This is a genomic window from Massilia sp. METH4 (assembly GCF_037094685.1).
Taxonomy (GTDB): Bacteria; Pseudomonadota; Gammaproteobacteria; order Burkholderiales; family Burkholderiaceae_D; genus Rugamonas.
Window position 1 is genome coordinate 3,216,291 of the sequence record NZ_CP146614.1, and the last position, 17,393, is coordinate 3,233,683.

Below are 17,393 nucleotides of genomic sequence, written 5' to 3' on the forward strand. Positions count from 1 at the left end.
GGGAGTTCCAGTCAGATCAGGCGAGGGCGCCTTCGGCCTTCAGTTTCTCGATCTTCACGGACCATTCCTTCGGCCCGGTCTGGTGCACCGAGGTGCCGGTGGAATCGACGGCCACGGTGACCGGCATGTCGACCACGTCGAACTCGTAAATCGCTTCCATGCCCAGGTCTTCGAAGCCCACCACCCTGGCGTTCTTGATCGCCTTCGACACCAGGTAGGCGGCGCCGCCCACGGCCATCAGGTACGCGGACTTGTGCTTCTGGATCGATTCGATCGCCGTCGGGCCGCGCTCGGCCTTGCCCACCATCGAGATCAGGCCCGTCTTCTCCAGCATCATGTCGGTGAACTTGTCCATGCGCGTTGCCGTGGTCGGGCCGGCCGGGCCCACTACCTCGTCGCCCACCGGGTCCACCGGGCCCACGTAGTAGATCACGCGGTTGGTGAAGTCCACCGGCAGGGACTCGCCCTTGGCCAGCATGTCCTGGATGCGCTTGTGCGCGGCGTCGCGGCCCGTCAGCATCTTGCCGTTCAGGAGCAGGGTCTGGCCCGGCTTCCACGATGCCACTTCTTCCTTGGTCAGCGTGTTCAGGTCGACCCGCTTGGATTTCTCCGTATCGGCCGCCCACGACACGCTCGGCCAGTCGGACAGCTTCGGCGGCTCGATGTATGCCGGGCCGGAACCATCCAGCACGAAATGCGCGTGACGCGTGGCGGCGCAGTTCGGGATCATCGCCACCGGCTTCGAAGCCGCGTGGGTCGGGTACATATTGATCTTCACGTCCAGCACGGTCGTCAGGCCGCCCAGGCCCTGCGCGCCGATGCCCAGCGCGTTGATCTTGTCGCACAGCTCGATGCGCAGCTCTTCGAGCTTGTTTTGGGGGCCGCGCTTCTTGAGCTCATACATGTCGATGTCTTCCATCAGCGACTCCTTGGCCAGCAGCATGGCCTTCTCGGCGGAGCCGCCGATGCCGATGCCCAGCATGCCCGGCGGGCACCAGCCGGCGCCCATCAGCGGCACGGTCTTGAGCACCCAGTCCACCAGCGAGTCGGACGGATTGAGCATCACGAACTTCGTCTTGTTCTCGGAACCGCCGCCCTTGGCCGCGACGGCCACGTCGACGGTATTGCCTTCCACCAGTTCCATGTGCACGACGGCCGGCGTGTTGTCCTTGGTGTTCTTGCGCTCGAAGTGCGGATCGGCCACGATCGAGGCGCGCAGCTTGTTGTCCGCGAAGTTGTACGCGCGGCGCACGCCTTCGTTCACCGCATCGGTAACGGTACCAGTAAAGCCCTCGAAGCGAACGCCCATGCCGATCTTCAGGAACACGTTGACCATGCCGGTATCCTGGCAGATCGGGCGCTTGCCTTCCGCGCACATGCGCGAGTTGGTCAGGATCTGCGCGATCGCGTCCTTGGCGGCCGGGCTCTGTTCCGCGTCATAGGCGCGGGCCAGGTGCTGGATGTAATCGGCCGGGTGGTAATAGCTGATGTATTGCAGCGCTGCCGCCACGGATTCGATCAGGTCGTCTTGCTTGATGATGGTCATGACTGTTCTCTTGCGATTGGCTGGATTAGTGGTTCTTGGAACCGTTTTGGCCGTGCGACATCAAGCGGTCGGTATATGCGATCGCCATGGCGGACAGCAGGAATGCGAGGTGGATGCAGGTTTGCGCGATCAACGTCTTTTCGGTGTAGACCTGAGCGTTGATGAAGGTCTTCAGCAGGTGGATCGACGAGATGCCGATGATCGCCGTTGCCAGCTTTGTCTTCAGCACCGAGGCGTTCACGTGCGACAGCCATTCCGGCTGGTCCGGATGGCCTTCGAGGTGCATGCGCGAGACGAAGGTCTCGTAGCCGCCCACGATCACCATGATCAGGAGGTTCGAAATCATGACCACGTCGATCAGACCCAGCACCACCAGCATGATGGTCGTTTCGTTCAGCTTGGTCGGCGGCGGCGCGCCCGGCACGGTCACGGCGGCGATGATGTGCTGCAGCGAGGCTTCGTTACCCATCGCGGCACCGATCAGGTCCTTCAGTTCCACCCAGAAGTGGAACACATAGACGCACTGGGCCAGGATCAGCCCAAGATACAGCGGCAGCTGCAGCCAGCGGGACATGAAGATGAAGGCGGGAATGGGTCTCAGGGCGCGGCCGTTCGACTGCTTCGGATCGGTCATTGATTCGGGGCTCCGGTGGTAATGCGAATAAAAAACACCCGACATTCTACACCTGAGCGTTGCTTGCCGCAGCTCAAGGACTGGATTTCCGCCGCCCGCCGGGCAAGGTGTTGCGCCGCTTTCATTGACCTTTAAGAATTATGGCTAGAATGAAAGCATTGGCTTTGCCAGCCTATTTGCTACCTTACGCTGAGGGAAAGCGTGTAAGGGCTCTGTAAGCGCCCCGCCTTACTGTCTTGGCAAACAACTACCACGATGGAGACAAGCATGAACGCAGCTACCGAACAGCAGGGCCTCGTCGAAACGCGTATCTTCGCGCCGCCGGCGGACTTCACCGCCAAGGCCGCCGTTGCCGGCATGGACGCCTACAACGCGCTGTGCGCCGAGGCCGAGCGCGACTACGAAGGCTTCTGGGCCCGCCTGGCGCGCGAACACGTGGAATGGCAAACGCCATTCACGCGCACACTCAACGAGGACAACGCCCCGTTCTACCGGTGGTTCGAGGACGGCAAGCTGAACGCCTCGTACAACTGCCTCGACCGCAACCTCGCGAACGGCAACGCCGACAAGACCGCGATCATCTTCGAGGCGGACGACGGCGCCGTCACCAACGTCACCTACAAGGAGCTGCACGAGAAGGTGTGCAAGTTCGCCAACGGCCTGAAGTCCCTCGGGATCAAGAAGGGCGACCGCGTGGTGATTTATATGTCCATGTCGGTCGAAGGCGTGGCCGCCATGCAGGCCTGCGCGCGCATCGGCGCCACGCACTCCGTGGTGTTCGGCGGCTTCTCGGCCAAGAGCCTGCAGGAGCGCATCATCGACGCCGGCGCCGTGGCCGTGATCACGGGCGACGAGCAACTGCGCGGCGGCAAGCAGCTGCCGCTGAAAGCGATCGTGGACGAAGCGCTCGCCATGGGCGGCTGCGACACGATCAGGAACGTGGTCGTATACAAGCGCACCGGCGGCAACGTAAACTTCCAGGAAGGCCGCGACATCTGGCTGTCCGACCTGGTAGACCAGCAATCGGCCGAATGCGAACCGGAATGGGTGGACGCTGAGCACCCGCTGTTCATCCTGTACACGAGCGGTTCCACGGGCACCCCGAAAGGCGTGCAGCACTCGACCGGCGGCTACCTGCTGTGGGCCGCGCTGACGATGAAGTGGACCTTCGACCTCAAGCCGGACGACGTGTACTGGTGCACCGCCGACATCGGCTGGGTGACGGGCCACACCTACATCGCCTACGGCCCCACGGCCGTCGGCGCCACCCAGCTGATCTTCGAAGGCGTGCCGACTTTCCCGCACGCGGGCCGCTTCTGGGAAAACGTGCAGAAGCACAAGGTAACGATCTTCTACACGGCCCCGACCGCGATCCGCTCGCTGATCAAGGCATCGGACGCGGACGAGAAAGTGCACCCGAAGAGCTACGACCTGTCGTCCCTGCGCCTGCTGGGCACCGTGGGCGAGCCGATCAACCCGGAAGCATGGATGTGGTACTACCGTAACGTGGGCCGCGAACAGTGCCCGATCGTGGACACGTTCTGGCAGACCGAAACGGGCGGCCACATGATCACGCCGCTGCCGGGCGCCACGCCGATGGTGCCGGGCTCCTGCACGCTGTCGCTGCCGGGCATCATGGCCGCGATCGTCGACGAGTCCGGCGCCGACGTGCCGAACGGGCAGGGCGGCATCCTGGTCGTCAAGCGCCCATGGCCTTCGATGATCCGCACCATCTGGAACAACCCGGAGCGCTTCAAGGCCGGCTACTTCCCCGAGGAGCTGGGCGGCAAGTACTACCTGGCCGGCGACGGCGCGATCCGCAACAAGGACACCGGGTACTTCACGATCACCGGCCGCATCGACGACGTGCTGAACGTTTCGGGCCACCGCATGGGCACGATGGAGATCGAGTCGGCGCTGGTGGCCAATTCGCTGGTGGCTGAGGCGGCCGTGGTGGGCAAGCCGGATGACACCACGGGTGAATCCATCTGCGCGTTCGTGGTGCTGAAGCAGCCGCGGCCGACAGGCGAGGAAGCCAAGCGCATCGCCGCCGAGCTGCGCACGTGGGTCGGCAAGGAGATCGGGCCGATCGCCAAGCCGAAGGAGATCCGCTTCGGGGACAACCTGCCGAAGACCCGCTCGGGCAAGATCATGCGGCGCCTGCTGCGCGTGCTGGCCAAGGGGGAGTCGATCACGCAGGATGTTTCGACGCTGGAGAATCCGGCGATTCTGGAGCAGCTCAAGGAAACGGCCTGAGCCCGTGGCTTCGAGGTTTGCGAGAGGAGCCAGCGGCACTAGGGGACTGACCCCGGTTCTCGCGGTTGGGGTCTGTCCCCGGGTCGTAGTCGCTGGCTGATGCGCACCTCTCTTGCTACCTCCAAGCCAGGCTATTGACCACGCTCGCAGCTTGCAGATAAAAAACTTTGCACTCTGCAGGCCACCTGCTATAATCTGCGCCTCTCGCGTTGCGGGAGAAGCAGGAGAGATGGATGAGTGGTTTAAGTCGCACGCCTGGAAAGCGTGTATAGGTTCATAGCCTATCGGGGGTTCGAATCCCCCTCTCTCCGCCAGGAATACAATGGAAAAAGGCAACCCGCGGGTTGCCTTTTTTTATTGTTTCATGGCGGAGAGAAGCAAGGCGCCTGCGCGCCTTGCGTGGGGATTCGAAGGGCGGAGCGTGCACGCGCAGCCCGACCCGAATCGCCACTTTGCCGTTGAAGCGTGGTCGTCCGCAAGCGGGCGACCACGCTTCAACGGCGCCGCGCGCCGAGGGCGCGCGCTCGTCACTCCGTTCTCCTGCCTCGTGCGCCTCCAGCGCATGCCATGTCGACATTTGCGGTTGACCTCAGCAAACTAAGTAAGCCATCGAGTACCAAGGGCGGTGTACAGTAGTGCCACCTACTACTGTCCATTAACATAGCGTTCGGCCTCCTGAAGAGCTAATGTCAAGCACGACCCACATCCCCACATCGCTAGCCGCGATCGTCATGTTCAGCGCCGCACCAACGGCAGCAGCCCTGGACCGCCTGATCGCCTGCCCAACAGAATTACCATCCCAATCCATCAAGATCACCGCCGCCGCCGGCTGGGTCCCCCGCATCGACTCCCCACTCAATCTTTACGCAGCCGGCATGTCCGCCGGCCCGCCAGGCTTCCAGCAAGTCCGCCCAGGCACCGAAATACGCCGCGACAAGGACTCGGTCACCACGAAGTACACCTTCGACCCCGACACGCGTCCGAACCACGTCTGGCTCAACTGCACATACGGCCAGGGCGGCGAACTCTCGATCTCCCGCCGCCTGGACGAGCGCACGAGGGAGTGCACGATCACCATGTTCAAGCCCGTCCCCGGCGAGCCTCGCAAGATCGAAATGAAATGCAACTGACGACGAACCAGCCACGCCACGGCTCCTGGGGACGAGCCCCGCCCGTCAAGGAATGAAGGCGAGCCTACAGGAAATAGTAGCCCCCACCCGCGCGACCCCCACCCCTGCCGCGCACTAAACTACCCCCATCGCCAGCCAGCACGCCCCCGACCATGGAGCACCCCGCACACCCGACAGCACCCAGCCCGCCCCCAGCCACCCAGCCGAGCCAGAACGAGATCCTGTTCCCCGTCGTCGGCATCGGCGCCTCCGCTGGCGGCTACGCGGCCCTGTCCACGCTGCTGCAGAACCTGCCGCCGGACCCCGGCATGGCACTGGTGATCATCCTGCACCTGCCGCCCCACCTGCGCAGCAACGCCGACCGCGTGCTGCAGGGTTGCACGCCGCTACCCGTGGTGCAGGTCACGCACACGATGCCGATCCTGCCCAACCGGGTCTACGTGATCCCGCCCGACCGCTCGCTGCGCATGGAGGATGGCCGCCTCGTGCCCGGCGAGCTCGATCGCAAGCTGGGCGACCCCACCACGATCGACCAGTTCTTCCGCACGCTGGCCATGGCGCACCGGGAAAAGGCCGTGGGGGTTGTGTTGTCGGGCATGGGGGCGGACGGCACCGCCGGCCTCGCGTGCATCAAGGAGCTGGGCGGCGTGTCCATCGTCCAGCTGCCGGAGGATGCCGAAGAGCGCAGCATGCCCCGCTCGGCGATCGAGTCGGGCATGGCGGACTTCGTGCTCACCGCGGCGCAGATTCCGCATCAGCTGCTGGAACTGCGCGACGTCAACCAGGTCATCCGCCGGCACGCGGAGGCGGGCAACGCGGCGGACGGCGTGCCGGTCGATGCAGGGCCCGACCCGCAGCGCACGGTGCGCGACATCCTCGCATTGCTGCATGCGTGCACCGGCCACGACTTTCGCGACCACAAGGAGCCCACGCTGCTGCGCCGGCTGGAGCGGCGCCTGCAGGTACGCGGCCTGCCCGACCTGCCGGCCTACCTGCAGCTGCTGCGGCGCGATGCGAGCGAACCGGCGGCGCTGCTGAAGGACCTGCTGATCGGCGTCACCCGCTTCTTCCGCGATCCCCACGCGTTCGATGCCCTCGAGCGCGTCGTGCTGCCGCGGCTGTTCCGCGATCGCCAGCCGGGGGACGAGGTGCGCGCCTGGGTGGCCGCCTGCTCCACCGGCGAGGAGGCGTATTCGCTGGCCATGCTGCTGGACGGGCAGGTGGCCGGCACCACGCATCGCCCGTCGATCCAGGTATTCGCCTCGGATATCGATGCGCATGCGCTGCGCGCTGCGCGCAGCGGGAAGTATCCCGCGGCGATCGCGGCGGACGTGGCGCCGGGCCGGCTGGAGCGCTATTTCACGCGCGAGGACGACGGCTACCGCGTGCGCTCCTCGCTGCGCGACCAGATCCTCTTTGCCGAGCATAATGTGCTGCGCGACCCGGCGTTCTCGCGGCTGGACCTGATCACCTGCCGCAACTTCCTCATCTACCTGAACCGGGAAACCTACCGCTACGTGCTGCAGGTGTTCCACTTCGCGCTGAGTCCGGGCGGCTACCTGATGCTGGGCAGCGCCGAAAGCGCGGAGGAAGTGCTGCACCTGTTCGAGCCCATCGATGCCACGCATCGCATCTACCAGGCCAGGCCGCTCGCGCACGGCCGACCGCGGGTGCCGGTCCCGGCGCCGCGCCAGGCGCCGGGGCCGGTACCGGCGGCGGTGTGCGAGCACGCTCCGGCCGCGCCGCGCCCGAGCCACATGTTCTCGGTCGCCGAGATCCACCTGCGGCAGGCGGCGGCGCTGGCCCCGCCCAGCATCCTGGTGAACGCGCACAGCGAGATCCTGCACATCGCCGAAGGGGCGGGTGCCTACCTGCGGCACGCCGGCGGCGAACCGACCCGCGAATTGCTGGCGCTGGCGCCGCCCGGGCTGCGCATGGCGCTGCGGGTAACGTTGTTCCAGGCGGAGAAGAGCGGCAAGCCGGCTGCCACGGGCCCGGTGCACTACGCGAGCGAGGAGGGCAGCCGCTGCGTGGACGTCGCCGTGCACCCGTTCCGCGACGAGGGCGCCGGGGAAGCCCTGATGCTGGTGGTGTTCCGCGACGTCGTCGCGGCGACCCAGCAGGTGCCCGCCGGCCGGCCACAGGATCAGTCGCTTCTGGAACAGCTGTCGGAAGACCTGCACCAGACGCGCGCGCGGCTGCGCGAGACGATCGAGCAGGCCGAGGCCTCGATGGCCGAACTGCGCACCGCCAACGAGGAATGGCAGACCGCCGTGGAGGAACTGCGCGCGGCAACGGAAGACCGCGAGGCGGCCCAGGCCGAGCAGCTGTCCGCCAACGAGGAACTGAAGACGGTGGTCCACCGGTTGCAGCTCGACCTGGCCGACGCCGCGCGCACCAACGACGACCTGGACAACCTGATCACGTCGTCGAACGTGGCCACGCTGTTCCTCGACCGCGACATGCGCATCCTGCGCTACACGCCGCGCGTGGCGGACCTGTTCAACGTGATCCCGGCGGACGTGGGCCGGCCGCTTCAGCACATCACGAACCACCTCGACCGCCCTCAGCTGGCGGATGAAGCGGCCATGGTATTCAAGACGCTGCAGCCGCTGGAACGCGAAGCGCGCAGCACGGACGGGCGCGACTACATCGTGCGCGTGCATCCCTACCGCACGTCGCAGGACCGCATCGAAGGTGCCGTGATGACGTTCTTCGACATCACCGGCCGCCGCGTGGCCGACGAGGCGCTGCGCCGCTCCGAAGAACGCTTCCGCACCCTCGCCGGCACCGCCCCGGCGCTGATCTGGCAGAACGACGAACGAGGCGACAACGTATTCATCAACCGCTACTTTGCCGACTTCGCCGGCGGCGAGATGCACGGCGGCGGCTGGCATGCGATCGTGCATCCGGACGATGCCGACGAATACATCGGCAGCTACCTGGACGCCGTGCGCGAGCGCAGCGTCTTCCGCAACCGCGTCCGCCTGCGCCGGCACGACGGCCAGTGGCGCTGGATCGACAATCACGCCCAACCGCTGTTAGGGGCGGATGGCGCTTACCTGGGCCATGTGGGCGTGTCGCTGGACATCACGGACCTCATGCAGGCGCAGCAGGCGCTGGCCGACAGCGAGCGGCGCATGCGCGTGGCCGTGGATGCCACCGACATGGGCGTCTACGAGTGGAATATCGAGGACGACACCACCGAGGCCGATGCGCGCACCGCCGCGCTCTTCGGCTTCAAGTCGGGCGCGGACGTGGTCTGGGTCCGCGTCATCACCGAGCGCATCCATCCCGAAGACGGCGCCGCCTACGCCAGCGCCGTCAAGCGCGCCCTCAAGCCGGGCGGCACGGGCCGGCTGCGCGAGGAAGTGCGGCTGCTGCTGCCGGATGGTACGGTGCGCTGGCTGGCCGTCACCGGGCAGACGTTCTTCGCGGGCACGCCGCCGCGTGCCATCTCCATGACCGGCACCGTGCGCGACATCACCGCACGCAAGGAAGCCCCCGCCGCTACTCCGCCATCTTCCTGACCCTGTCGGCCAGCGCCTCCAGCGGGAACGGTTTTGCCAGCACCGCCATGCTCGCCTCGAGCCGTCCATTGGTAAGCAGGGTCGCCTCGCCGATGAAGATCGAGGCGGCGGATGCTTCCTGCGCGTGCGTGGGGGCGGGAAGCGGCATGTCCAGGACGAAGTTGGCAGGTGGACATGGTACGTGATATCCGGAATTCGCGTGGACCGCAGTACCGGCAGGGCATTATTCGCCGCAGTGATGATCGGTATCCTAACAATCAATTGGCGTGTTATCGGTGGAAGTGGGAAGATGCTCCTGTCTCCTCCAACTCCCCACAGGAATTGGAATTCAACCGGCCGCTGAGCCGGTTTTTTTTTGCCGCGCCGGCTGGCGCGGCTGGGTCGCCATCAGAACTTGGCTGCCAGGCTCACCCCAACGCTGCGCGGCGCCACCCGATACCCCTGCACGATCGACGCCACCTGAGGATGCTGGATCACCGTATCGTCATCGAACGCATTCTTCACGAACACGCTCAGCTTGTAGCGCGAGAAGGACAGCCCGCCGCTGAAGTCGGCGGTGTGATAGGCAGGCCGGTCGTAATCGATCGATTCCGGATTGAGCGAGCCCTTGCTCGACCCCACCCATTGCACGCCACCGGCCACGAAGCCGCTCATGTTCGCCCCCACCGCGAAGTTATACTGGGCGCTCACCGCCGCATTGTATTTCGGTACCCCTTGCACCTTCGCGCCGCGCACCGCGCCGATCACGCCATTGCGGATGCCCTCGTCGTTCGACAGCTCGGCATCCGTGTAGCCGCCGGCCGCGCTCAGCGTCAGGCCGGGCAGGGGCCGCGCCTTGATGTCGATCTCGACGCCCTTGCTGACCGCATTGCCGGCGTTGGCGTTGTACGTGTACGTGCAGGTCGGCAGGTACACGCCTTGCTGGATGTTCTTCCACTTCGCGTAGAACAGCGCGGCATTCACCGCCAGCCGGTTGTTCAGGAAGCGCGATTTGCTGCCCACCTCGTAGTTCCACAGGCTGTCCGGCTCGTAGGTGGCGGGGCCTTCGGCCAGGCCATTCGCTTCCAGGTCGGGCGCGCAGGTGGTGGGCGGCACGAACACGTTGGAGCCGCCCAGCCGGAAGCCCTTCGCGGCCGTGCCGTAGACGGTGTGGGCGGGATCGACTTCCCAGGTCAGCGCGTATTTCGGCATGAACGACGTGGACGACAGGCGGGCGTTGCTCGTGTTGCCCGCGCCGGCCAGGTACAGGCCGTTCTGCTGGTCGAGCGTGGACGTGCCCTTCAGGTAGCGCGCACCCACGGTGAGGTGCAGGGCCGGGGTGAAGTAGTAATTCACCTCGCCGAACACCGAGCTTTGCCGTTCGTGATAGTGGAAGATGCCCATGAAGGCATTGTCGTTCGGGAAGGCGTTCGGCCGGGCGTCCGGCAGCAGGTCGGGATCGGCGGTGCTGAAGCCGAACCGTTCGAAGGTGGCGTTCACGCCGAAGATCGGGTCGTTCTCGTTGATGTTCGTGTGCTGGTTGGAGAAGTACAGGCCGGCCAGCCAGGTCCACGGCGACAGCGCCTGGCCGTACTTGTCGGCGATATACGGTCGCGAGGCGAGCCGCAGCTCCTGCGACACCTGCCGCACCCGGTTGTTCAGGTAAACGGCCGAGGGCAGGGCAGCAACGGCCTCGATCAGTTCGGGTGGCGCCGTGCCGCCGTCTTCCGTCGACGTGAGGAAGGTCGACAGCGAATAGCTGTTGTAAGCCGAGCCGTTCTGGGTGCGGTCGAATTTGCGCTTGAAATGGCTGGTGCTCGACGTGAGGTCGGCCCAGCCCAGGTCCCAGTTCACCAGCACGTTGGTCGTCTGCAGGATGTCCTTCGAAGGCTCGCGCACCTGCTTCTGCGCCTGGTAGCGGGGCAGCTCGAGGTTGAAGGCGGAGATGTCCTTGGCATCCACCTTCTGGTAGTACACCGACGGCGTGACCGTCAGCGCGGCGGTGGGCTTCCACTTGAGAGCCAGGCGCACTTCCTGGTCGTCTACCTCGTTGATATCCTTCGCCAGCACGGCGCCATCGCCGTCGACCTGGTCGACGAACCCGCCGGCGCGCTGCGCCTGCACGCCGAACCGCAGCGCCAGCTCGTTGTCGATCAGCGGCAGGTTGGCCACGGCCGATGCCGAGTAGCCGGCGCTGCCGCCGCGCAGCGAGGAGGATTCGAGGTAGATGTCGAACGCGCGCTCCTTCAAATCCGGCTCGTTCGGCACGAACTTGATGGTGCCGCCCATCGAGCTGGCGCCGTACAGCGTGGCCTGCGGCCCGCGCAGCACTTCCACCCGGTCGATGTCGAAGAACTTCGGCTCCACCGCGCCCATCGTGTACACATTGCCGACCGTGAGCGACACATCCCCCAGGTAGATGCCCACCGTGGCCGCACCCGCGCCCGAGCTGATGCCGCGCACCTCGATATTCGACGTGCCGGGACCGGCGCCGCCGTTGCCGGTGGCCGCCGTGAACGAGATATTGGGCACGATGCGCGTCAGGTCCGTGATGTCGTTCACGTGCTGCGATTGCAGCTGTGTGCCGCTGACGGCGGAGATGCTCATGGCGACCTTGGCCGGGTCTTCCTTGCGCTTCTGGGCGGTGACGGTGACGACTTCGATCTGGCTGTCCTGAGGGGCTTCCTGCGCCCGCACCATCTGCGGATAAAGCGCCGTTTGGATGCAGATGGCAATGAGGGAACGGCGCAATACGACGGGCGGGCGGATTTTCATGGGCGTTTTTCTTATCGGGGTCCTGGGGCAGTGGAACGGCGGATGCCGGCCCATTGTAGCGCCCGGCTTTTGCGCACATGCATCCATTGAAACATTGTCTGATCGGCGCGACAGTTTGCCGCGCATTTGGTTGTCTCGAGGTGCCGGAATGGCCGCAACACGGCCGGATACGGGGAAGAACCCCTGGGCAAATAATGCAGTGTTACCCGAGCTTGAGCGGCGCGACGGCGGACTAGATCAGCTTCCTGAAAAACACCACCCGCTCGGTCTCCTCGAACCCCAGCGCCCGGTGCATGGCATGGCTGGCTGTATTGTCCAGTAACGCATCGGAAGCCAGTTCCGTGCAACCCCTCGCCTGGCCCCACGCCACGATGGCGGCGACGAGAAGGGTGCCGAGACCCTGGCGCCGATATGGCGGCGCGACATACAGTCCTTCAAGGAACGCCACCGGCGTGCTCTCCGTACCGTTCACGTAATCGTGGCGCACTGCCGCTTCGACGAAGCCGGCCGGTTCGCCATCCGATGAGTAGGCGACGAGCTGGGCGAACTTGCCCGGTTCATCGATAAACGCCTGCATCTCGGCCAGATGCTCGGTCGCCGACCCGTCGGACCAGAGCGCCCGCCGAAGGTCCAGCCAACCATCCTGGTTCGTCGAGGTACAGGGAACGATCTTCATTGGTGCCGACCTTTCGCGCGTGGCGCTCTCAGTTACCGCTCAGTTCTTGCTCAAGTGCCTGGTCAGCTTACACCACGTTGCACCGAAATTGTGCATTCAACAATAAAAATCCGCCGTAGGGGAGATGCGCGGTGGTTTGCATATTGCAACGCAGCACAATTTTCAGAAAAAGGAATGACAAAACGAAGACATTAACGAGCGCGGTTTTCCCTAGTATGGAAGCTCTCGATAAGGAGTTGCAGCATGCCGGATATCCTTGTGAACCGCCGCCGTCCGATTTCGTTCGCCGATCGCGGCGTGGCAACCGATACGTTGACCGTGACGGCCGGCGAAGCGACCTCAGCCTTCAGGGCTTATCGGCTCAGCGCGGCCGTTTTCGCTCTCCGCCCGGCGCTGCTCCCCGCGGTACCGGCCGTCACCGGGCACGAGCATTGGCGCGATCTGCTGACCGGCGACGAAGTCGATGTCGCCGACCTGTTCGGCGCGTTCGCTTAGCGCCGGAACGACTGGCGCCACGGGCGCGCCCTTCACCGTGGATCGGGTACACTGCGCAGCTCGTCTGAACACCCGTATGCCTGCCCGTGCATTGCCCGATCCATTCCTATCCTGCAAACCGGCCAATCCCCCCGAACCCGCATGGCGGAGGCCGCCATGTCTGAGCTCCCCAAGGCTCGCCTGGCCGCCATGTCCGTGCTGTTCTGCAATGGCGTGATTTATGCCTCCTGGGGTACCCACGTGCCGACCATCAAGGACAAGTTCGACCTGTCGGAGGCGAACCTGTCGCTGTCGATGCTGGCGGTGGCATTGGGCGGCATCCTGATCATGGCGCGGGCGGGGCGGTGGATCGCGAAGGTCGGCAGCGCCGGTGCGTCCGTGAAGAGCGGCGTGCTGATGGCCGCTGCCGCCTTCGGCATCCTGCTGATGCCCCAATACGCGCTGCTGCTGTTCTGGCTGGCGCTGTATGGCGCCATGTCGGCGGTGAACGACGTGGCCGCGAATTCGCAGGCCGCCGTCGTGGAAGCCACGTTCAACCGACCGGTGATCGGTTCGCTGCATGGCGCATTCAGCCTGGGCGGCATGTTTGGCGCGCTTGTCGCGAGCGGCTGGCAGGCGATGCAATGGCCGAACCAGTGGCACCTCGCCGCTGTCTGCACGCTGTGCGCGGTGCTTACCCTGTCGACGGCGCGCTGGCTCTTGCCGGAGCCGCCGGCGCGCAAGAACGAGAACGGCGAGCCGCACGATGCGCATGCGCTGCCGCCCGGCGTGAAGCGCAAGCTCGTGGTGCTGGGTTGCCTGGCATTCCTGGCCCTGATTGTGGAAGGCGCGATGTACGACTGGACGGCCGTCTACATGCGCGATGTGGCGCAGGCCACCGGCGGGTTCGTCAGCGCCGGTTATGCGGCCTTCTCGGTGGGCATGGCGGCCGGGCGCTTCACGGGCGACCCGGTGCGGGCGCGGTTTTCCGAAGGCGCGCTGGTACTCGGCAGCTGCGCGCTGTGCATCGCGGGCCTGGGCGTCGCGCTGCTCGTGCCCACCGTCGGCACGGCATTGGCCGGCTTCCTCGTCTGCGGGCTCGGCGTGGCCAACATCATCCCGGTCATGTTTTCCTCGGCCGGGCGCATTGCGCTGGCCAACGGCATTTCGCCGTCGACCGGGCTGGCCGTCACCACGCGGCTGGCCTATGTGGGGCTGCTGGTGGGGCCGGTGATCGTGGGCTTCATCGCGCACCGGTCCGACCTGCGCATCGCGCTCGCTTTCAGCCTGCTGGGCGTGGTCGCCATCGCCGTGTCGTCAAAGCGGGTGTTCGCGTTCGGCGCACCGGAAGTCCCGCAGCCTTCAGCCGGTTGAGGGCAGGGCGGAGAAGCGTTCCGCCAGGCGCTCGCGTTCGAAGGCTTCGGTGACGAAGTCCACGAAGGCGCGCGTCTTCGTCGGCAGCAAGGCGCGGCTGGCGTAATACAGCGAGATGTCGCCCACGTCCGCATGCCAGCCGGGCAGCACGCGCACCAATGTGCCTTGGGTGAGCTGCGGTAGCACGTCGGGCACGGCCAGCATCGCCACGCCGAGCCCCAGCAGCGCGGCGTCGCGCTGTGCCATCGGATCGCTCAGCACCAGTGCCGGCACCGCCTCCAGTATCGCTTCCTCGCCCGCGTCGTTGCGCAATGTCCAACCGCGCAGCCGGTTGCTCTGCAGCGAGCGCAAGCCGATCCAGTCGAGCGGAGCGGCCCGCGACGGGTGGTCGGGCAGTTCCCGCCCCCGCAGGTAGTCCGGCGCCGCCACCGCGATCACATGCGCAGGTGCAAGCCGGCGGGCCACTACGCCAGGGCGCAGCGCGAATCCGCCGCCGATCGCCGCGTCATAGCCTTCACCCACCAGGTCCACCTGCCGGTTCTCGAAATGCCACTCGGGCCGGATGTGCGTATAGCGAGCCCGGAACGCGGGCAGCAGCGGCATCAGCCAGCCCATGCCGAGCGTGGGTGGCATGCTCACTTTCAGGTTGCCGGATGGTTCCGCCCGCTCGGTGGATACGGCGGCGAGAGCCGTTTGCAGCTCTTCCAGACTGCCCGCCACCCCTTCGCGCAGACGCTCGCCTGCTTCGGTCAGCGTCAGGCGGCGGGTGGAGCGGTGAAACAGACGAACGCCGAGGTTCTTTTCCAGCATGGCCACGTTGCGGCTGACCGCGGCAGGTGTGAGGCCGATGCGGCGAGCCGCATCGGAAAAGCTGCCCGCGTCGGCCGTGCGGACGAAGCATTCCAGGTTGCTCAAGGTTTCCATTGTTTCATTTTAAAGCGATGATTGAAAATGAATGAAGCGATTCGCGGCTAATCACGCGGCAATAAAACGGCGATAGTGGCGTCACTCCAACACACTCATCAAAAGGAAACGCCATGAACAACCATCTCCCCCTGCAAGGCCGCGTCGCCCTCGTGACCGGCGGTTCGCGCGGCATCGGCGCCGCCGTCGTGCGCCGCCTGGCCCGCGACGGCGCGGACGTCGCCCTCAGCTATGCCAGCTCGGAGCAGCGCGCCGCCGCCATCGTGTCGGAAGTCGAGGCCCTCGGCCGCCGTGCCCTGGCCGTGCGGGCCGACCAGGCCGATCCCGGCGCCGTCGCGCAACTCGTGAAATCGGTGCATGCGCACTTCGGCCGCCTCGATATCCTCGTCAATTCGGCGGGCGTGTTCGTCACCGGCGCGGTGGGCGACGATGCCGTGGACCTGGCCGCCATCGAGCGCCAGTTCGCCATCAATACGGGCGGGGTGGCCGCCGCCGTGCGCGCCGCGGCACCGCTGCTGGCCGATGGCGGCCGCATCATCTCGATCGGCACCACGGGGGCGGACCGCATTGCCTTTGCCGGCGCCGCCGACTACGTGGCATCGAAGGCTGCGGTGGCGGCCTATACGCGCGGCTGGGCGCGCGACCTCGGGCCGCGCAACATCACGGTCAATGTCGTCCAGCCCGGCGCGATCAACACGGAAATGAATCCGGACGAAGGCCCGTTCGCGGAAACGCTGAGGAACATGACCGCGCTGGGACGCTACGGCCAGCCGGACGAGATCGCGGCTGCAGTGGCGTTCCTGGCCGGCCCGGACGCACGCTATATCACCGGCGCCACGCTGAACGTCGATGGCGGCCAGTCGGCCTGATCCCATTCAACCAGCGGAGCCCGCCATGAACACCCCGATCGAGATCGCCGAAACCTTCTTTGGCCATTGGAACCACAACCGCATCGACGCCGCGCTGGCAATGCTCGCCGACGATGTCCTGTACGACAACGTGCCGTTCCCCGACATTGTCGGCCGTGCGGAAGTGGAGAGATTCCACCGTGGCTTCGGTATCGGCACCGATTTCCTGCTGGACTGGCAGGTCACGCACATCGCCGCCGCCGGGAACGTGGTGCTGAACGAGCGCATCGACATATTCCGTCACAGGAATGGCGGCGAAATCGTCCTGCCGGTGATGGGCACACTCACCGTCGAGCATGGCGTGATCACGGTGTGGCGCGATTATTTCGACCCGGCCGAGTTCGAGCGGCAGCTGGCGAAGATCAGGAATGGGTGACCCCGGATTTTTTTTTCGCGCTCCATGGAGGAAATCGCCGCGCCGTTCGTCTAAGGAAGTGGAGACGACAACGCGAGCACGCACATGGATACCGGAATTGTCGAAAGAGCAAACCCCATCATCGAAACCCTGGCGGGCCGGTCCCTGCCACCCGCGCAGCCGCGCCGGCACCCGGCGGCGGAGCCGAGGCCGCCGCTGGCCTTCGCTCCGCTGCTCCTCGGCCCGCCACCGCTGGCGCGCGCCCTGGCCGCGCTGGCGCCGTTCGGCCACGATGCGCGCCGCCGCGAGCGGTTCCTGGCGGCCCGCGAGGAGGGCTGCTGCCACCAGTGCCATGCGCCCCTGCAGAACCTCCTGAACGATTGCCCATGTCCGCACTGGTTCATCACGTCGGCCAGCACCGTGGAGCGCGTCGAGCCGGTGCTGCGCATGTATGCGCTGGCGGACGTGCTGCAGTTCATCCTGATGCACCTGGCGGCGGAGAACGCCGGCCGCGCGCTGCCGCGCAATCTGCTGGCCGTGTCGGGGCGGGAAGGGGCGTGGCAGCTCACCGTGCGGCGGGGGCGCAAGCTGTGGAGCTTTGGTACCGTGCCGGGGGCGGATGGTCCGGCGCGGCTTGTGGTGGGGTTGTTCAATCCGCGCACGGGGAAGCATTCGGCGGTGGAGTTGGCGGCCACAGAGCGGGATGTCGAGGTGATGGAGGTAGTGGTGGGGGCGGTCGGGGGGCCGTGACTGGGGGTGGAGAACACCGGTGTCGGACACCTTTTCCGGGTGAAACGTCCGGAAAAGGTGTCCGACACCAGGCGGCTCAGCG

General features: G+C 65.9%; 14 protein-coding genes and 1 tRNA gene. 9 read left to right on the forward strand and 6 right to left on the reverse strand.

The genetic code is table 11. From position 1 onward, the window contains the following. Positions 1-16 precede the first annotated feature (16 nt). Together V6Z91_RS14110 and V6Z91_RS14115 are read right to left on the reverse strand one after the other, a co-directional pair. Positions 17-1,546 carry a fumarate hydratase gene (locus tag V6Z91_RS14110; protein ID WP_338771317.1) on the reverse strand — a complete coding sequence of 510 codons (1,530 nt, stop codon included), beginning with the start codon at positions 1,544-1,546 and terminating at the stop codon, positions 17-19. Positions 1,547-1,571: 25 nt separating this feature from the next. Beyond that, positions 1,572-2,180 carry a TIGR00645 family protein gene (locus V6Z91_RS14115; protein ID WP_338771319.1) on the reverse strand — a complete coding sequence of 203 codons (609 nt, stop codon included), beginning with the start codon at positions 2,178-2,180 and terminating at the stop codon, positions 1,572-1,574. A 267-nt stretch (positions 2,181-2,447) separates the two neighbouring features. On the opposite strand from V6Z91_RS14115, the gene acs reads away from it, so the two are divergent. The 4 genes from acs to V6Z91_RS14135 all read left to right on the forward strand — a co-directional run bounded on the left by acs (position 2,448) and on the right by V6Z91_RS14135 (position 9,096). Then, entirely contained in the window at positions 2,448-4,436 is a 1,989-nt protein-coding gene (gene acs / locus V6Z91_RS14120; RefSeq protein ID WP_338771321.1) for an acetate--CoA ligase, read from the forward strand. Between the two features lie 223 nt (positions 4,437-4,659). Then, positions 4,660-4,750, forward strand: a tRNA-Ser gene (locus V6Z91_RS14125). A 372-nt stretch (positions 4,751-5,122) separates the two neighbouring features. Then, positions 5,123-5,566, forward strand: a complete 444-nt coding sequence (locus V6Z91_RS14130; RefSeq protein ID WP_338771324.1) for an STY0301 family protein — start codon at positions 5,123-5,125, stop codon at positions 5,564-5,566. 152 nt (positions 5,567-5,718) lie between these two features. Continuing rightward, positions 5,719-9,096, forward strand: a complete 3,378-nt coding sequence (locus V6Z91_RS14135; RefSeq protein ID WP_338771326.1) for a CheR family methyltransferase — start codon at positions 5,719-5,721, stop codon at positions 9,094-9,096. On the opposite strand, the gene V6Z91_RS14140 is transcribed toward V6Z91_RS14135, so the two are convergent. From V6Z91_RS14140 to aac(6'), 3 genes are all read right to left on the reverse strand, one after another. Further along, positions 9,077-9,244: a hypothetical protein gene (locus V6Z91_RS14140; RefSeq protein ID WP_338771327.1), complete on the reverse strand. Its 168-nt coding sequence runs from the start codon at positions 9,242-9,244 to the stop codon at positions 9,077-9,079. The two genes, V6Z91_RS14135 and V6Z91_RS14140, sit on opposite strands and share 20 nt — an antisense overlap. 239 nt (positions 9,245-9,483) lie before the next feature. Beyond that, entirely contained in the window at positions 9,484-11,850 is a 2,367-nt protein-coding gene (locus V6Z91_RS14145) for a TonB-dependent receptor (RefSeq protein WP_338771329.1), read from the reverse strand. Between the two features lie 232 nt (positions 11,851-12,082). Then, positions 12,083-12,526, reverse strand: coding sequence for an aminoglycoside 6'-N-acetyltransferase (aac(6'), locus tag V6Z91_RS14150; protein ID WP_338771330.1), 444 nt, complete (start codon positions 12,524-12,526; stop codon positions 12,083-12,085). A gap of 243 nt (positions 12,527-12,769) precedes the next feature. Between aac(6') and V6Z91_RS14155 the strand changes: the two genes are divergently transcribed. Both V6Z91_RS14155 and V6Z91_RS14160 read left to right on the forward strand, forming a co-directional pair. Next, a complete protein-coding gene (locus V6Z91_RS14155; RefSeq protein ID WP_338771332.1) occupies positions 12,770-13,021 on the forward strand; it encodes a hypothetical protein in 252 nt (83 codons plus the stop codon). A gap of 156 nt (positions 13,022-13,177) precedes the next feature. Next, positions 13,178-14,374: an MFS transporter gene (locus tag V6Z91_RS14160; protein WP_338771334.1), complete on the forward strand. Its 1,197-nt coding sequence runs from the start codon at positions 13,178-13,180 to the stop codon at positions 14,372-14,374. On the opposite strand, the gene V6Z91_RS14165 is transcribed toward V6Z91_RS14160, so the two are convergent. Further along, positions 14,363-15,298, reverse strand: a complete 936-nt coding sequence (locus V6Z91_RS14165) for a LysR family transcriptional regulator (RefSeq protein ID WP_338771336.1) — start codon at positions 15,296-15,298, stop codon at positions 14,363-14,365. The two genes, V6Z91_RS14160 and V6Z91_RS14165, sit on opposite strands and share 12 nt — an antisense overlap. A gap of 113 nt (positions 15,299-15,411) precedes the next feature. On the opposite strand from V6Z91_RS14165, the gene V6Z91_RS14170 reads away from it, so the two are divergent. The 3 genes from V6Z91_RS14170 (at position 15,412) to V6Z91_RS14180 (ending at position 17,311) form a co-directional block, all read left to right on the forward strand. Next, on the forward strand, positions 15,412-16,167 hold the full coding sequence (locus V6Z91_RS14170; protein WP_338771337.1) for an SDR family oxidoreductase: 756 nt from the start codon (positions 15,412-15,414) through the stop codon (positions 16,165-16,167). A 25-nt stretch (positions 16,168-16,192) separates the two neighbouring features. Continuing rightward, positions 16,193-16,582 (forward strand): limonene-1,2-epoxide hydrolase family protein, encoded by a 390-nt coding sequence (locus tag V6Z91_RS14175; protein WP_338771339.1) that lies wholly within the window; start codon positions 16,193-16,195, stop codon positions 16,580-16,582. A gap of 84 nt (positions 16,583-16,666) precedes the next feature. Further along, positions 16,667-17,311 (forward strand): hypothetical protein, encoded by a 645-nt coding sequence (locus V6Z91_RS14180; RefSeq protein ID WP_338771341.1) that lies wholly within the window; start codon positions 16,667-16,669, stop codon positions 17,309-17,311. Positions 17,312-17,393: the final 82 nt, after the last annotated feature.

What these genes read in the sequence shown, in the direction of transcription:
- V6Z91_RS14170 (WP_338771337.1), top strand. Translation starts at nt 15,412, where the DNA reads ATGAACAACCATCTCCCCCTGCAAGGCCGCGTCGCCCTCGTGACCGGC.
- V6Z91_RS14135 (WP_338771326.1), top strand. Translation starts at nt 5,719, where the DNA reads ATGGAGCACCCCGCACACCCGACAGCACCCAGCCCGCCCCCAGCCACC.
- V6Z91_RS14155 (WP_338771332.1), top strand. Translation starts at nt 12,770, where the DNA reads ATGCCGGATATCCTTGTGAACCGCCGCCGTCCGATTTCGTTCGCCGAT.
- V6Z91_RS14110 (WP_338771317.1), bottom strand. Translation starts at nt 1,546, where the DNA reads ATGACCATCATCAAGCAAGACGACCTGATCGAATCCGTGGCGGCAGCG.
- V6Z91_RS14165 (WP_338771336.1), bottom strand. Translation starts at nt 15,298, where the DNA reads ATGGAAACCTTGAGCAACCTGGAATGCTTCGTCCGCACGGCCGACGCG.
- V6Z91_RS14160 (WP_338771334.1), top strand. Translation starts at nt 13,178, where the DNA reads ATGTCTGAGCTCCCCAAGGCTCGCCTGGCCGCCATGTCCGTGCTGTTC.
- V6Z91_RS14130 (WP_338771324.1), top strand. Translation starts at nt 5,123, where the DNA reads ATGTCAAGCACGACCCACATCCCCACATCGCTAGCCGCGATCGTCATG.
- V6Z91_RS14140 (WP_338771327.1), bottom strand. Translation starts at nt 9,244, where the DNA reads ATGCCGCTTCCCGCCCCCACGCACGCGCAGGAAGCATCCGCCGCCTCG.
- V6Z91_RS14175 (WP_338771339.1), top strand. Translation starts at nt 16,193, where the DNA reads ATGAACACCCCGATCGAGATCGCCGAAACCTTCTTTGGCCATTGGAAC.
- V6Z91_RS14115 (WP_338771319.1), bottom strand. Translation starts at nt 2,180, where the DNA reads ATGACCGATCCGAAGCAGTCGAACGGCCGCGCCCTGAGACCCATTCCC.
- V6Z91_RS14145 (WP_338771329.1), bottom strand. Translation starts at nt 11,850, where the DNA reads ATGAAAATCCGCCCGCCCGTCGTATTGCGCCGTTCCCTCATTGCCATC.
- acs (WP_338771321.1), top strand. Translation starts at nt 2,448, where the DNA reads ATGAACGCAGCTACCGAACAGCAGGGCCTCGTCGAAACGCGTATCTTC.
- V6Z91_RS14180 (WP_338771341.1), top strand. Translation starts at nt 16,667, where the DNA reads ATGGATACCGGAATTGTCGAAAGAGCAAACCCCATCATCGAAACCCTG.